The following is a 15,957-nucleotide window of genomic DNA, read 5'->3' on the forward strand; positions in this document are numbered from 1 at the left end:
GTTAGATGAAAGGTGTTTCTATTATTACCTGTACAAATCGTCAAAATTATTTAAACAACCTACTCCAAAATTTCAACAGACAACGATATGCCCAAAAAGAACTCATCATTATTATCAATAACAATGCAATTCCACTTTCCCCCTACCAACACTTAGCTAAAAAATACAAAAACATAAAGATATTTCGTAAGCCAGAACATCAAACTCTGGGTTCATGCTTAAACTATGCCGTCACAAAATGCAAATATCATACCATCGCCAAATTCGATGACGACGATTATTATGCCCCTCATTATTTGACAGAAAGTATTCAGACATTAAATAGAACAAATGCTGATATTCTTGGAAAGCGGGCTCATTATATGTATTTAAGTGGTTCAAAGACTTTAATCCTTCGTTTCGCGCATGACGAACATCGAACAGTTACCCATCTCCCAGGCGCTACACTCGTCTTCAAACGTAAAGTATTCGATCATGTGAAATTCCCTAATAAAAACGTGGGTGAAGATGATCTTTTTTGCAGCAGAAGCAGAAAGAAAGGTTATAAGGTTTATTCTGCGAGTAAGAATAACTTCGTAGCCATCCGTAGAAAAAACTCTTTAAAGCACACATGGATCATCAGTGATAGCACATTAATAGCAAACCATAAGATCATCCGTAATATTAAAAATTACAAAGCATTTGTTGGACGCAGTCCAAAGATCAAATTATGAAACGGGCTACAGATTCCACTATATCTGCTGTATCTATTCTGACCTGTACGAAACGAGCTGACTGTATAAATACACTGTTTGATAACTATCGACGACAAAATTTTAATCTTAAAGAACTTATCGTAATCATAAATAATGATAGTTTGAAGATAGATGACTATACAGCTGCTGCAAAAAAACATAAGAATGTGTGGGTTTTTAAAGTACCGGAACATCATTCTCTCGGTTATTGTTTGAATTTTGGTGTGCAATTAGCGAATTATAGTTATATTGCAAAATTTGATGATGACGATTATTACGCTTCCAACTATTTAACTGATAGCATGCAAATACTCCATAAGACTAAAGCAGATATCGTTGGAAAACGGGCTCACTATATGTATTTGAATGATAAGAAGTTACTTTTGCTTCGTTACCTCCGAATGGAGAATAAATATGTAACCAATGTTCAAGGTGCGACCCTACTCATTAAACGCAAGGTGTTCGATCAGATTTCTTTTCCAAATCGGAACAGAGGTGAATGCGTTAAATTTTGTGCTGATTGCGCAGCTCGTGGCTTTAAGATTTACGCAGGTAATAAGTATAACTTCGCTGCAATTCGTAGAAAAAACTCCAAAGATCACACCTGGATCGTCAGCGACAAGAAGCTTTTATCAAAAAGTGTTAAAGTTATTAAAGTAAAAAACTTCAAAAAATACGTCACTCGAAACTGAATTAATGAAATACGAAATGCAGACTTTGGCCAGATCGAGTTATTTGCTGATGTTACCGGACACTGTTCAATAACGAGAGACTACCATTTGTGCGGTAATAACCCAATAAAAAGACTGGATGGCAACATAACCATCTTGCTATCCAGTCTTTTTATAAGGGCTTCAAATCGTAAAATACCAAGAGTTAGTTTTATTAATTTCTAATACATAGAAGTCACGCTTCACTTTACTCACCTCGCTATTTTATTTATTTATTTTTTATTGCAAATGCAACAATTATGAGATAAATTAATATATATTATTTATTGCATTTACAACAAAACACGCGCTAAGGAGTTATTTATGAAGGAAATCCTACGTGAAATTGGAATGATAGCTAGGGCATTAGATTCAATAAGCAATATAGAATTTGCAGAACATGACCTTACAAAAGGGCAATATTTGTACCTTGTTCGAATATGTGAAAACCCAGGAATAATTCAAGAAAAGTTAGCTGAGATGATAAAAGTAGATCGAACAACAGCTTCACGTGCAATTAAGAAATTAGAAATTAATGGATTTATTGAAAAGAAAGAAGACAATCAAAATAAAAAAATAAAAAAACTATTTCCAACGGAGAAAGGGGTTACTTTGTACCCATACATAAAAAGGGAAAACGATTATTCCAATAAGGTCGCATTATCTGGATTCTCTGAGAGTGAAGTAGAAACTATGTTTACTTTGCTGCAGAGAGTCAGAAAAAATGTAGAAAAAGACTGGGAGTTAGTCAAAAAAGGAAACAAAAGAGATTATTGACTTAGTAAACGGAGGACAAATAAAAATGACCATAAATATAAAAAAGTGTACGTTTGAAGATTTAGGGTTGCTCCAAGAAATCAGTGTTGAAACATTTAACGATACATTTCAGAATCAAAACTCACCTGCAATTATGAAAGCTTACTTAGATCGTGCTTTTAATTTGAAACAATTAGGAAAAGAATTATTAAATAATTGTTCGGAATTCTATTTTATTTTTTTGAATAAGGAAGTTGCTGGGTATTTAAAGCTAAACTTTAATGATGCCCAATCAGAAAAAATGGGTAATGATTCGCTTGAAATCGAGAGGATTTATATCAGGGGGAAATTTCATAAACGGGGACTAGGTAAATACCTGATGAATAAGGCTTTAGACATAGCAAAAGATCAGAATAAAGAGAAGATTTGGTTAGGCGTTTGGGAAAAAAATGAGAATGCAATTAAATTCTATGAAAAAATGAATTTCGTTCAAACAGGGACTCACTCTTTTTATATGGGTGATGAAGAACAAATAGATTTTATAATGACTAAAACACTCAGTTAATATTCTCATATTTCGTAAACTAGAACATCATCAGAAAAAAAATCGGCACCAAGTATATAGATATACGCTAACTAGGTGCCGACTGATAAACGCCTATAATAGATTTAAATTAATAGCACCATGCTTACGAATGCGGACAGGATAAATCTGCTCAACACCAAATGAGTGCATATATGCTTTATAGGAATCCGTATATTCTTTTGGCAATAAAGCCATTATAACTCCTGCAAAACCGCCTCCATGTACCCTGCAGGCTCCTGCCCCCTTCTCCTTGATAAACAGCTCAGTTAATGCCAAATATAGTGTCACACCCTGTTCAGTAGGAGTAGAGTTAGAATAGCAATTTTGCAGCCATTTCCAGGATGAGTTTCCAGATTCATTTACGAGTCTTATGAAGCTGTTTGCATTATCGTCTGTCAAAGCTTCTACTTGTTGATCAACTCGAATGTTTTCCTCATAGAAATGCAGTGCTCTCAATACAGCTCTATCTCCAACACTCTCTCTAAGTTTGTCCAGGTTGTCCAATATATCTTGCTTTTCTAAATCACGAAGCACATTTTTCCCAAGTTCTCGGGCAACAGCCTTCATTTCTGTTGGAATTGAGGAGTATTCTTCACTTAAATCTGCATGGTTTGCACCTGTGGGGACAATAAATAACTCATAAGCTTTGTCAATGGATGAAAAATTTAATGTAGTGATCAGCGGAGCCTCGATGTTTTTAAAATCAATCGAAATTAGTCCCCCATATCCACAAGCAATTTGGTCGAGCAAACCCGATTGTTTGTTCCACTCTGAATTCTCTGCATATTGGCCTATCTTGGCACAGGTAACGACATCCATCTCGTTATTGTTGTAGAAGAAATTAATAATAGAACATATCAACATCTCAAAAGAAGCTGATGAGCTTACACCTGCTGCACTTATGACATCACTTGTGATACAAACATCAAAACCGCCTAATTTATAACCGTAACGTTCAAAACCGTCCAAAATCCCTTTAACTAAGGTATATGTTCCTGAAAGGTTAAGGCTATTCCCACTCGAATTCAAATCAATATTGAAGTCTTCGTTATAGGTAATGCTTTTTATACGAATAATATTTTGATCATTTTTCGCAGCCGCTCCAATACAATCCATGTTTATACTGGCAGCAATTACTTTACCTAGATTATGATCTGTATGATTGCCACTAATTTCACTGCGCCCTGGTGAGCTAAAGAGAAACACTTCGCCCTCTGCAAATTTTTTTACATATTCCTGAACCAAGGTCTTATATCTTTGCTTTTGATCGTTAATGATAGATGGAACATCACCATACAGACTTTCTAATGTTCTTTGAAATTCTTTTGATTCGATCAGTTGAATTGTTTCTGTAATTGATGGCATCCTTTGAATTCCTCCATATGTATAATTGCTCAAGAAGAATATAGCATTTATTAATTATTTCATACTAGTGAAAAATGTAACTTTTATATGGATGATTATGACTTATAATTCCTCAAATATATATATTTAGTGTATATGTTGCGTGCCAAGAGCTTTCACCGTAACGCGCGGTCGTTGCGCTGTGATAACTAAATAAAAAGACTGAATGCCATAGCAAGATAGCTATATGCATCCAGTCTTTCTTTTTAAAAGGTATAATCGTAAAATTTCTCTGCATTACTTACGCTAGACCATATATCTGCGCTTTCCCCACCTATATACCAATAAGCGATTCCGGCTAGATTGTTCTTAACGCTTAAATCGTATTTCGCTATTAAAGAACGGCCATCCTCAATCCAGATCGTGTGCTTTATGGACTGCTTCGAATAGTTGGCAACATATTGTCCTAAAGTCTCATTCCATACAGGTTTCATTCCATAGCTACTAATAATCTGATTTTGCTCCGGAAGCGAGATATACTTTGAAGATGAAACCGTACCATTCTGATTCAATGTCCAGTCCCGATTATATAAAGGCAGTGCCAATATAACCTTATGGCTGGGTACGTCCTTTAGTACAGTATCCACTGCATGTTGATCAAAAGGAATAGAAGCATTGGACCCTGGAAGCTTACTCCCGTCATAATGTTCGTCATAACCCATCATCACCATATAGTTCACTTGCTTACCTAGTGCAGCGTAGTCAAAAGCATCTGTCCAATCTGTTCCAAGATCAGGAGAGACGTCTATTGATAGCTTCGCGTTAAGAGCATGCATTTTCTCAGCTAATAATGTAATGAACGAGGTCAAATACTCACGATCGTCAGGCGCTACATTTTCAAAATCAATGTTTAGTCCATCTAATCTATATTTGCTCACTAAAGCTACTAATTGATTTACTGCCGTATTCCTTGAGGTTACACTCGACAACATTTGATGGGTCACTTCTTGATCCGATCGATTGCCTACCATCGCCCATATTTTCTTATTATTCTTCTTTGCCCATGTGATCAGCGAAGCATCCGTTGAATCCGTTACTGCACCTGTTTTTCCTACATAATACCACCGTGGTGATAAGGTGTTAACGTTGGATTTCAGAACCGTATTCTCATATTGTGCTGTCGTCTGCCCATATTGCCAGCCTATAACGATTCGATCCTCCGGCTCATCATCGAGTTCTGCTGCCCAACTCTCATTTTGCAGCACTCGGTCAATGAGGACGGCCGTTTCCTGTCTAGTTATAGGATCAGAGGGGCGGAAATTCTTGCGATTATCCCCCTTCATCAAACCTAGATCATTTACAGTAGCAACAGCTGATCTTGCCCAGCTAGCAATTTCATTTCGATCATTGAACGAAGTTAGAGCATGAGTATGGTTTGTTTGCTTTAAAGCTTTGGCCATCCATACAGCCGCTTCCTGCCTGGTAACTGCTTTTGCTGGCGTGAAAGTAGTTGCCGATGTGCCGTTAGCCAGCTCAAGCTGAACAGCTGCCTGTATCCAGCCGTAATACCAAGCTTTTTTAGCTACATCTGTATAAGGAGATACTGGACTGACTGCCGGATCAAGCTTTAGCAGACGGTCAAGAACCGTAATGAATTCCGCTCTAGTAATCGATTTAGTAGGTGAGAAGCTTGTCGCCGTTGTGCCGGTTAATATGTTGCGGTGATACAAATCTATAATTTCATTTTTAGCATAACTAGTATCTATATCCTTAAAAGGCGCCTCATCATCAGCCGATATATGTTGAATAAATACTCCAGCTACAAGCACTACTACAAGTATCGTAATTACAAATCTACCAAATCTATTGTTCACGAGATGATCCTCCTCGGATATAATCTTCGAATTATACCAAGGATAGAAGCTATAAACACTGCTAAAATATTGGTAGAGCGCAAAAAAATAGGGCATCCCACTAGCCGTTACGACTTTTAGGATCCCCCTATGATTTAAAGAGCCCGAAATAAAAGCTCCCCTTTGGATTGAATATATCGATACATCGCACCACAAACCACTATTATTAGTAATCCAATCCCTAACAATACGAGATTGCCATTCAGATCAGATAGCAGCAGACTCATACCAAAAGGAATCAGTAAACTTATAAACCCTATCAACATCGCCACTAAGACGGATGCGCTTTGTTTGACTACCGATACTTCATTTGTCCACTCCAGTTTAGGTAACTTCAAATTAACGAGTACACCAGTCATTGCAGTAAGACAAGCATAAAGGACCGGAATAACCAATAATAGCAAGCTTTCCACCCATCCCGTACCTAGGGATATCATAAGGAGCACACTACTTACAGCCGCAATCGGCACAGTAATCGTAAGATTCACTGCAATTTTACTTAGCAATATCGTTATTGTCGGCACAGGTGCGCTTTTTAAAATCCAAATATTATTACCTTCGAGCGAAATAGAACTGGATGTCGTACAGCTTAAAGTTACAAAAACGGAAACAAACAGTGGAGCCATTCGATTCAGATAATTTGAAAGCTCTGGTATCTCAACGAGTTGTCCTAGTTGCTCTGCACTAACGAACAGTAAGGCGATCGCCAATACAAGTAACATTACCATGCCTATACTCGTGTTAAGTACATAGATAGAAGAACTAAAATAGCGACGCAGCTCTTTTTTATACAATGTATAAAGCGGTGAGGATACTGCAAGTGATTTCATTTGATATTTATTTTTTGAAAAAGAAGTCGTAAGACCTGTGTGGATCGCTTTATATTTGCTACCAAGCACGATGGTAAACAGCATAAAAGAAATCAGCGAAAACCCAATAAACAATACTAAGGAATCAAACTGAAACGAGCAAACCGCATTTACATACATAAGCGTCAAAGGATACAAGTTGTATATTTGATCAGCAATTTGAGCGCTCATATCCGCAAGTAATTGTGGATTGTTACCATTTATTTGACCTGAACCAACAATTATAGCAATAATTACAACAAAAGTTAGGATGAGCGTTATTATACGACTTCCTTTAAATCTTGAGGAAACCCAGCTGATCAGAGCACCTATAATCGTTGCAGCTATGATCGGCACTAATGGAATAAACAACAGTGTCATCAAAAAATACAAATAATATAGTACGCCGGGATTCACCTTTATAGCATAAACAATGCCTGCAGGTACCATCACCATCAAAGAGAAGAATAGGTTTAACACATAAAGCTGAGCCACCCGACTTGCTACAATATGACTCGTTTTGATTGGCAGCGACATTACGAGATCGTAGTCTTTGGAGCCAAATAATACACCACTAGCCTTATAGATCGTTGTAAAAAATCCGATTAAGCAAGTAACTGCCATCATTATCGCAAGGAGCAGCTCTGGCCGACCAATCTGTTCAAGGGTCTCTGCTATCATATAGCTATAACCAAATGAAACCACAGCCATCATAACAATTCCAATTAGGATCCCGATGGTCAGCCACAGCATTTTTTGTCTTTCTTTCACATCACGTGTGTGCAAAGCTTTATTTAACCCAAAGGAAGAGATCAGCTGAATCTTCGTCAATCTCCAGATATTAATCATGCTTAATCAACTCCAAAAATACATCTTCAAGGCTGCTGTCACCCTTCACCTCTTCTGTTTTCCCATGCGTAATCAATTCTCCCGCTTTGATAATGGCAATCTTATTACAGAGCTTCTCCGCTACATCCAGTACATGCGTTGAAAAAAAGATCGCACTTCCCTGACTGCAAATCTCCGTCATGATTTTTTTAAGCGTGTGTGCCGCTTTTGGATCAAGTCCCACAAAGGGCTCATCCAGAACTAACAGCTTCGGTTTATGTATCAGTGCTGAGATGATCGCGAGCTTCTGCTTCATACCATGAGAATACGAGGAGATTAAATCCCCCAAATGAGATGTAATCTCAAATTCATCGCCATATTTCTTAATCAACAACTCCCGATCAGCTTTCGATACACTAAAAAGATCACCAATAAAATTCAAGTATTGAATGCCGGTCAGATGATCATATAGATCTGGATTATCTGGAATATACGCAGTGATCGCTTTGCAGGCTAAAGGATCTTTTTTGATGGAATGTCCACCTATTTCGATATCCCCCTCTTCAAAATCAAGAACACCTACTACTGCCCGAATCGTCGTTGTTTTCCCCGCGCCGTTATGACCGATAAAGCCATAAATATCACCTTTCTCGACCACTAAGTTCAAGTCATTCACTGCCTTCTTACCGCCCTTATAGCTCTTGGTAAAATGCTTTATTGTCAACATCTTGGCACTCCCTCTCCGTTCGTATTCGTATTAGTAACTTTCATCATGCAATCAATGCCTACCGTTTCATAAGTTGTTAGGATAGTTTTACTATAGTACGTTTATCCTGTCCATTTAGTTCATTCCTTCATATAAATAAATTTTTCTTTATAAAAACGAAAAAAGAGAGGGGTTCTCCCCTCTCTTTTATAATCCTGTTTATACGTATTTATGGATCGTTGCGAGCAGTTGATCAGCTACATAGTCAACTCCGTAAGCAAGTTGATTGTGATCAAAGCGTATTTTCACAAAGCTCTCATCTGTATCAAGCGCATCGGCGAACAAACCAGCTAAACCACGCGCCTTACGATCAATCTGTAGGAGCAACTCAATGCCATCCTCATTTGGAAAGAAAACGATTTCTAATTCGTCTAGTTGATTCCGGAACTGTGAGGGGGGAACGAATTCAAATTCTTGAACAAAATCTAACCCATTGATCCTACCGTAACGCGGTGCATATTCACAAGTCACTTCACGAATATGGAACCCGAGCTGATTCATCGCATCCAAAATAATAGCACAATATGGATGAGGGCCTACTTGAAGATAATCCTGATCCTTCGGATCAATTGCCTCTTTAATATCAAGTCCGGTTTGAATCCAAACCGGCGATCTACCTAACGTCACTGGCGTTATCGCCGGAAGCTGGAATGAGACAGGAAATTCATAGACCTGCTCCGCCACTACTTTAAATTTACTTGCTAACAGGAATTTGGATACCGTCGCTTCCACTTCCATCTTCTTATCGTTCAGCTCTTTCAAGTAACGCGTCTTAACGAATGCGTAGACGTCATCGACCTCCTGATCCACTCGGCCACCTTGAATTCGAACGGTACCACTGATCGTATCACCTGCGTTCACGAAATCTTGATGGAGCATGAGATCTACTTTAGCCGCTCCAATTCCGGCACTCGCGAGCATTCGTTTAAACATTGACATTGTAATGAATTCCCTCCCTAATATTTGCATATTTAAGGATACGAAGGGAACCACCTGAGGTTTCATTTACGGGACAGTAAATGCCATGCTACTGACAAAAAAGAAGCATCCTCACCCCAAATAGGGTTGAATACTTCTCTTTCTTCACAAAGTCTACGCTGAGGCGAACTGACTGTTATATAATCTGGCGTAATATCCACCGCTGGCTAGGAGTTGATCATGCGTACCACTCTCCACAATGTCTCCATCCTTCATGAAAAGAATGAGATCCGACTCCCGAATCGTTGACAATCGGTGGGCAATCACAAAGCTGGTCCGACCAGCGATCATAGTCAGAAAAGCCTTCTGAATCCGTACCTCAGTTAAGGTATCAATACTGCTTGTAGCCTCGTCTAAGATGAGCATAGGCGGATCTACAAGCATTACTCGTGCAATGGTAAGTAGCTGCTTCTGTCCTTGGGAGAGATTATCCCCTGAGCCACTGATCTTCGTATCATACCCTTCTGGCAGACGTTTAATGAAGCTATGAGCATTAGCAGCTTTAGCAGCAGCGATGATTTCCTCCTCTGTAGCCCTAGGTTTTCCGTAAGCAATATTATCTCTGATCGTGCCCCCAAAGAGCCAAGTATCCTGCAGCACCATCCCAAAATTACGTCGCAGACTGTCACGCGTAATGGTCTTAATATCCACACCATCAATCTTGATGGACCCACGGTCCACATCGTAGAAACGCATGAGCAGGTTTACCAGCGTCGTCTTCCCTGCTCCAGTCTGACCTACAATCGCAACTCGGGTACCGGGCTTCACTTCAAGGCTGAAATCGTTAATCAAGGGACGTTCTGGATTATATGCAAAGGATACTTTTTCGAAGGTAATGGTTCCTTGACTTGTACTCATGATTTTGGCGCCCTTAGAATCAGCGGGTTCTGGTGTTAGATCGAGAATGGCGAAGATCCGCTGCGCAGAGGCAGTTGCCGATTGAAGCTGTGTAATCACACCTGTTATTTCATTAAACGGCTTAGCGAACAAGTTGGAGAAGATCAAGAAACTGGACAGATCCCCTACCGTGAAATGACCCCGAATTACCATAACACTACCGATCATAGCTATAACTGAGAACGTAACGTTATTTACTAGCCGCGTTGTCGGATTGGATAAGGAGCCATAAAATTGTGACTTCACACCGGTCTGATATAATGTCTCATTTTGTTCTTCAAACTGAGACATTGCACGTTCTTCATAATGATAAGCGGTGACTACTTTTTGCCCGCCGATCATTTCCTCCACATAGCCATTGAGACCACCGAGAATCTTCGCCTGCTCTTTAAACATCTTTTGAGATCGCATCGTAATAAATCTGGCCACAAAAAAGGTGGCGGGTGCTGACAGAAGAACTACTAAGGTCATCAGAGGACTGATGTACAACATAAGCACAATTGCCCCAACAATGGTGATGATCCCTGTAAGCAGTGTGGAGAAACCTTGCAGCAGTCCATCAGAGACGGCATCCATATCGTTAACAAACCGGCTGATACTGTCACCTTGCGGGTGGTTGTCGTGAAATTTTAAAGGCAAAATATTTAATTTATCAAAAAGCTCCCGCCGTAAGTCATACACAGTCCGGTAGGCGATTCGATTCGTCAGATAGGTAAGGAGCCATCCGAAAAAGCTGCCGACAATATATACCGCTGCCAGAATCAAAAGCAGTCTAAGTACGGCGTCAAAATCCACCTCTCCCGGTCCGATCATAAAATCAATGGCTTTACCGATAAGTAGTGGTCCGATTAGACTGGCGATCACACTGAGTAACGCGCATATAACTGCCCCAATAGCAATTTTTCTATAATGTCCTGTATATACAATTAGTCTTTTCCAAATGTTGTTTTTGTTCATTGGCCCGACTCCTCACTCGATAGCTGGGACAGGCAGATTTCTTTGTACACTTCACAACCACGCATCAGCTCCTCATGGGTTCCGACACCGGCGATCCGCCCTTCCTCAAATACCATAATTTTATCCGCTTGCCTTACAGTGCTCACCCTCTGCGAGACAACGAGGACGGTCATTTGCTGGCTGCTCTCATTGAGCGCTTTACGTAGAGCCGCATCAGTAGCGAAATCCAGCGCACTGGAGGAGTCATCCAGAATTAGAATCGACGGCTTACCTACCACTGCGCGAGCTATCGTCAAGCGCTGCTTTTGCCCCCCGGATAAATTAAGTCCGCCACGTGATACCTGCGTATTCAATCCTTCTGGCAATTTACGAATAAACTCTTCCGCCTGAGCAACAAAGGCTGCTTGCATGATTTCTTCCTCGTTTGCGTCTTCCTTACCCCAACGAATATTCTCAGCGATTGTTCCAGTAAACAACACTGCTTTTTGCGGCACAATCCCTATTTTCTCACGAAGCTGATGCAGCTTATAATCTCTGACATTCACTCCATCCACTTTAACTTCACCTTGCACTGCATCATAAAAACGTGGAATTAAGTTCACGAAAGTAGATTTACCAGAACCCGTACTGCCAATCAGCCCTACAGTTTCTCCGCGGTTAATGACTACCGAAATATCCTCTAATGCCAATTCTCCTGTTGTATTATAACCAAACGATACATGATCGAATGATATGGCAGGAGCGGTATGATTAGGTTCAGTCATCACAACATTCCCGTCCTCGGACACGGATGCTTTGACACTCAGCACTTCATTCACACGATTGGCAGAAGATGAGGCTTTTGTAAAAATAATGACCAAGTTGGAGACCACTATAAGTGCCAGCAAGATTTGAGTGACGTAATTGATAAAGGCAATGATCTCACCTTGAGACAATCGCCCCCCATCAATGTGAATTCCACCTACCCATAAAATAGCTATGATCGCCGCGTTTACTACAAGTGTCGTCATAGGTCCAAGTAAAGCGGAAATCCGCGAGACCCGGATCGCTGTAGTGGTTAAATCCTCAGATGAGGCATCAAAACGTTCTTTTTCCGTACGTCTCTTCGCAAAAGCACGAATGACTCGTATCCCCGACAAATTCTCACTAAGAACGAGCGCAAGGGCATCCAGCTTCTGCTGGTATTTTCGATACAAAGGTGCACTTCGAGTGATAATAAAATATAATATAATGCCAAAAATCGGCGTTGCCGCTATTAAAATCAGCGATAATCTAAAATCCAAAATCATGGACATTATGATAGCCCCGATGCAGATAAACGGCGCACGAATAACCAGGCGAATCAGCATAGCCACTGCAATCTGCAGCTGGTTTACGTCATTGGTAATTCTGTTAATCAGCGTAGGCGTACCGAACGTATCCAGCTCAGCGTACGATAAAGATGTAATATGTTTGAACATTTTATTACGAAGCGTCGTGCCGAATCCCTGAGATGCTCGTGCTGCATAGTATTGGCACACCATGGAGCAACCGAAGCCAAGCAGAGACATCAGCACCATCAGGCCACCCATACGGTATACATAAGCACTGTCATGATTTCCTACCCCGTTATTGATGATTAACGCGACAATGGTAGGCAAAATCAGCTCCAGAATCGCTTCCATCAGCTTGAAGATTGGACCGATGATGGCTTCTTTTTTGTACGGTTTTAAATAGACTGCAATTTTAAACAACGTCATCCACACCCAACATAAGAAGTATTTAAGCACTTGAAATATGTATAATAACAGTTATGATTATGGCATATCTACTCACATATTAATAATATTTGATTCGTATCGCTCCCATACGATTAACATATCCCAAGTTCGGAGGATTTTTTTTATGGATATTAGACAGCTTAAATATTTTATGGCTATCGCTGAGGAAGGGCAGATTACTTCTGCAGCCAGAAAGCTGCAAATGGCTCAGCCTCCGCTCAGTCAGCAGCTTAAGCTGCTTGAGGAAGAACTAGGCGTCAAGCTTGTAGATCGAGGTCCGCGCAGTGTACAACTTACCGAAGCAGGAGCCATTTTGCGTGACCGGGCTCAACAAATTCTGGAGCTGGCTGATTCCACTGCCCGGGAGCTCAATGATTTTGTCAAAGGCTTAAAAGGAACTCTTGCCATTGGCACTGTCTCTTCCTCAGGAGCGACCCTGCTCCAAGATCGACTATGTGAGTTTCACAAAACGTATCAAGGCGTTAAATTTGAAATCCATGAAGGGAATACCTTCAGAATCATCGACCTTTTGAACAAGGGCATTGTCGAGATTGGCATTGTCCGGACACCCTTTAATGCTACAAATTTAGAATGTCTTTACACACAAGCTGAGCCTATGATTGCCGTAATGACTCCAGAGTATGACTGGAAAACAGATGAAAACTTCGTTGAGATCGGTGAGTTAAAAGATAAGCCGCTCATTATCTACCGCCGTTTTGAGCAGCTTATCCGGGAAACCTGTCTTGAGAATGGTTTTGATCCGCTAATTTTCTGTATGAATGATGATGCGCGAACAACACTGCTCTGGGCAAATGCTGGTCTCGGCATCGGAATTATCCCCAAATCCGCTTTCGAATTAACGAGCAATCGTAATTTGATCTATAAAGAAATCAGTAGTGAGTCGCTTCGCACGCGGGTCGCCGCCGTCTGGATCAAAGATAAATACTTATCATCATTAGCTTCCAAGTTTATTGAAAGCTTTAAGAATGGTTAAACAACAGGCATGTTACTATATATGTAGCGATCGCACCGAAGAACTCTATTATTCTGGAATATCAAGGTGAGTACATCGAAATCCCCTTCCTTATTGTGATGCATTATGAGTATCTTGCCATTCTCGGCGAACGCAACGTTCAATTATTCGGAGATTACTTCCCGATTCGCTTCGACTAATTGGATACGATAGAGGGTGACAATTTATCTTGCCAAGTCCATCCTAAGCAATCGTATATTCGAAGTGAATTTAATGAATTTATGGAGCAGCAAGGAACATCCCATGTCTATTTGGGATTAACGGATACTTGCACCGAAGAAAATTTCTATCAAGCGGTGAAGACAGCGCAGGAAACGGCTATTCCTATCCCATTAAAAGACTATGTAAACGAGTTTGAAGCTGAAAAAGGCGACCTATTCCTCATTCCAACAGGTACAATGCATGCATCAGGAAAAAATAATCTTGTCCTCGAGATTTCATCAACAACATGGTGGTTTACGTTTAAAATCTATGATTTCTTGCGCAAAGGAATGGATGGTAAACCTCGTCCGATTAATATTGATCACGCCTTTCCGAATATTGATTTCTATAAGAAAACAGCGTGGGTGCAGGAGAATTTAATCGCTAAGCCCGTACTATTACAATCCCAAGGTCGCAACGAAATGGTGGAACTTGGTCAACGAGAGGATCTACTTTTCTATGTACACCGATTACATTCAACTGATAAATGGGAAGATCATACGGATCACCAAATGGTCATGTTCAATCTCGTAGAAGGTGAGAAGGTGAGAATTATATCCTGCGACAATGAATCCGTCTCAGTCGAATTCCGGTATGCGGAGTCCTATATCCTGCCTGCTGCATTCGGTGCCTATCGAGTTGGGAATTTAGGTAGCCAGCCTTGTACGCTCATAAAAACTGGGGTATCCAAATCTTGAGATGTGAGCTTCCTTGAAGACTAAATTCGTTATCGCACTCGACGTTGGCGGGACCTTTATCAAGTCCAGTCTCGTCATGAATGGCTGCTCCATTCAAGCTTCTCAATTCCAAGTCCTTTCGCTTGCAAAGTGAGGATGCCAGCACTACGCTCCAGCAATTCATGACGATCATGCAATACCAATATATGTTTGGAACAACATTATCGAACGATTTATCTGCTGCAGTGTGGCATATCGGAATTGCATTTCCCGGGCCATTTGATTATGAGCAAGGAATCTCCTATATCCAAGGTTTATGCAAGTTTGAATCGCTTTACGTATGAATCTCAAGAAGATTATTCGTAGCTTGTTGGAAGCAAATAATGATCAGCCATGGGCAGCAGCACTCGTTCATGCACCTATTCGTTTCGAGAATGATGCTAAGCTTTTCGCGCTAGGGATCAGTACCTTATTTCCACAAGAACGTTTTATCTCTTTAACACTCGGCACAGGGCTGGGCTCTGCTTTCATTGATCAAGGAAAAATCCGAATTGAGGGTGAGGGAGTTCCTCGTAATGGAGAGCTCTATGATAAGCCTTATCGCCATACAATGATCGATGAAGTGTTCTCCCGTCCTGGTATTCTACATGCCGCACAGGAACGTGGATTTTGGATAGAAGGCATGGATGTGAAGGAGCTCGCTGATCTGGCAAGACAGGGAAACCTCGCCTATCAACAAGTATTCGAAGAATTTGGTTCGTGTCTAGCTGAGATGCTTGATCCCTATATCGTGGGCTTTGGAGCACAGCGACTCGTGCTTGGCGGACAAATCGCGAAAAGTTTTGATGTATTTAGACCTGCGCTCGAACAGGGACTACTACCACATCATCTATCTATTTATACATCTGAGCATGTTATAGAGAATACGTTCAAAGGTATTGATCAATTATTCTCATAAAAAATGGAAGG

The 15,957-nt window shown here is 40.5% G+C and carries 14 protein-coding genes; 7 read left to right on the forward strand and 7 right to left on the reverse strand.

From position 1 onward, the window contains the following. Positions 1-5 precede the first annotated feature (5 nt). The 4 genes from MKX41_RS12325 to MKX41_RS12340 all read left to right on the forward strand — a co-directional run bounded on the left by MKX41_RS12325 (position 6) and on the right by MKX41_RS12340 (position 2,765). A complete protein-coding gene (locus MKX41_RS12325; RefSeq protein ID WP_339265501.1) occupies positions 6-713 on the forward strand; it encodes a glycosyltransferase in 708 nt (235 codons plus the stop codon). Then, the gene (locus MKX41_RS12330) at positions 710-1,426 is read left to right on the forward strand and encodes a glycosyltransferase (RefSeq protein ID WP_340970750.1); all 717 of its coding nucleotides are present in this window, start codon (positions 710-712) and stop codon (positions 1,424-1,426) included. The genes MKX41_RS12325 and MKX41_RS12330 overlap by 4 nt, the downstream gene beginning before the upstream one ends. Positions 1,427-1,768: 342 nt before the next feature. Then, the gene (locus MKX41_RS12335; protein ID WP_339242038.1) at positions 1,769-2,221 is read left to right on the forward strand and encodes a MarR family winged helix-turn-helix transcriptional regulator; all 453 of its coding nucleotides are present in this window, start codon (positions 1,769-1,771) and stop codon (positions 2,219-2,221) included. 25 nt (positions 2,222-2,246) lie between these two features. Continuing rightward, positions 2,247-2,765, forward strand: a complete 519-nt coding sequence (locus MKX41_RS12340) for a GNAT family N-acetyltransferase (protein ID WP_339265505.1) — start codon at positions 2,247-2,249, stop codon at positions 2,763-2,765. Between the two features lie 93 nt (positions 2,766-2,858). Here MKX41_RS12340 and MKX41_RS12345 read toward each other — a convergent pair whose 3' ends face one another. From MKX41_RS12345 to MKX41_RS12375, 7 genes are all read right to left on the reverse strand, one after another. Next, entirely contained in the window at positions 2,859-4,151 is a 1,293-nt protein-coding gene (locus MKX41_RS12345) for a galactokinase (RefSeq protein WP_340970753.1), read from the reverse strand. Positions 4,152-4,396: 245 nt separating this feature from the next. Then, entirely contained in the window at positions 4,397-6,004 is a 1,608-nt protein-coding gene (locus MKX41_RS12350) for an S-layer homology domain-containing protein (protein ID WP_340970755.1), read from the reverse strand. 134 nt (positions 6,005-6,138) lie between these two features. Continuing rightward, positions 6,139-7,740 carry a hypothetical protein gene (locus MKX41_RS12355; protein WP_340970757.1) on the reverse strand — a complete coding sequence of 534 codons (1,602 nt, stop codon included), beginning with the start codon at positions 7,738-7,740 and terminating at the stop codon, positions 6,139-6,141. Continuing rightward, on the reverse strand, positions 7,733-8,446 hold the full coding sequence (locus MKX41_RS12360) for an ABC transporter ATP-binding protein (RefSeq protein ID WP_042189353.1): 714 nt from the start codon (positions 8,444-8,446) through the stop codon (positions 7,733-7,735). Before MKX41_RS12360 ends, MKX41_RS12355 begins: the two co-directional genes overlap by 8 nt. A 198-nt stretch (positions 8,447-8,644) precedes the next feature. Next, entirely contained in the window at positions 8,645-9,424 is a 780-nt protein-coding gene (locus MKX41_RS12365) for a sporulation protein (RefSeq protein ID WP_340970760.1), read from the reverse strand. Positions 9,425-9,577: 153 nt separating this feature from the next. Next, positions 9,578-11,317 carry an ABC transporter ATP-binding protein gene (locus MKX41_RS12370; RefSeq protein WP_340970762.1) on the reverse strand — a complete coding sequence of 580 codons (1,740 nt, stop codon included), beginning with the start codon at positions 11,315-11,317 and terminating at the stop codon, positions 9,578-9,580. Further along, positions 11,314-13,050: an ABC transporter ATP-binding protein gene (locus MKX41_RS12375; RefSeq protein ID WP_340970763.1), complete on the reverse strand. Its 1,737-nt coding sequence runs from the start codon at positions 13,048-13,050 to the stop codon at positions 11,314-11,316. Before MKX41_RS12375 ends, MKX41_RS12370 begins: the two co-directional genes overlap by 4 nt. Positions 13,051-13,201: 151 nt before the next feature. On the opposite strand from MKX41_RS12375, the gene MKX41_RS12380 reads away from it, so the two are divergent. From MKX41_RS12380 to MKX41_RS12390, 3 genes are all read left to right on the forward strand, one after another. Next, complete coding sequence (locus tag MKX41_RS12380) at positions 13,202-14,071, forward strand: LysR family transcriptional regulator (RefSeq protein ID WP_076286242.1); 870 nt, start codon at positions 13,202-13,204, stop codon at positions 14,069-14,071. Between the two features lie 179 nt (positions 14,072-14,250). Then, positions 14,251-15,009: a class I mannose-6-phosphate isomerase gene (locus MKX41_RS12385; protein WP_340970765.1), complete on the forward strand. Its 759-nt coding sequence runs from the start codon at positions 14,251-14,253 to the stop codon at positions 15,007-15,009. Between the two features lie 346 nt (positions 15,010-15,355). Beyond that, complete coding sequence (locus tag MKX41_RS12390) at positions 15,356-15,946, forward strand: ROK family protein (protein ID WP_340970766.1); 591 nt, start codon at positions 15,356-15,358, stop codon at positions 15,944-15,946. Positions 15,947-15,957 lie beyond the last annotated feature (11 nt).

The organism is Paenibacillus sp. FSL R5-0475, from assembly GCF_038004585.1.
Lineage (GTDB): Bacteria > Bacillota > Bacilli > Paenibacillales > Paenibacillaceae > Paenibacillus_AQ.

Coding starts and splice junctions, on each gene's coding strand:
- MKX41_RS12360 (WP_042189353.1), bottom strand. CDS start 8,446: ATGTTGACAATAAAGCATTTTACCAAGAGCTATAAGGGCGGTAAGAAG.
- MKX41_RS12365 (WP_340970760.1), bottom strand. CDS start 9,424: ATGTCAATGTTTAAACGAATGCTCGCGAGTGCCGGAATTGGAGCGGCT.
- MKX41_RS12380 (WP_076286242.1), top strand. CDS start 13,202: ATGGATATTAGACAGCTTAAATATTTTATGGCTATCGCTGAGGAAGGG.
- MKX41_RS12345 (WP_340970753.1), bottom strand. CDS start 4,151: ATGCCATCAATTACAGAAACAATTCAACTGATCGAATCAAAAGAATTT.
- MKX41_RS12335 (WP_339242038.1), top strand. CDS start 1,769: ATGAAGGAAATCCTACGTGAAATTGGAATGATAGCTAGGGCATTAGAT.
- MKX41_RS12330 (WP_340970750.1), top strand. CDS start 710: ATGAAACGGGCTACAGATTCCACTATATCTGCTGTATCTATTCTGACC.
- MKX41_RS12325 (WP_339265501.1), top strand. CDS start 6: ATGAAAGGTGTTTCTATTATTACCTGTACAAATCGTCAAAATTATTTA.
- MKX41_RS12370 (WP_340970762.1), bottom strand. CDS start 11,317: ATGAACAAAAACAACATTTGGAAAAGACTAATTGTATATACAGGACAT.
- MKX41_RS12340 (WP_339265505.1), top strand. CDS start 2,247: ATGACCATAAATATAAAAAAGTGTACGTTTGAAGATTTAGGGTTGCTC.
- MKX41_RS12355 (WP_340970757.1), bottom strand. CDS start 7,740: ATGATTAATATCTGGAGATTGACGAAGATTCAGCTGATCTCTTCCTTT.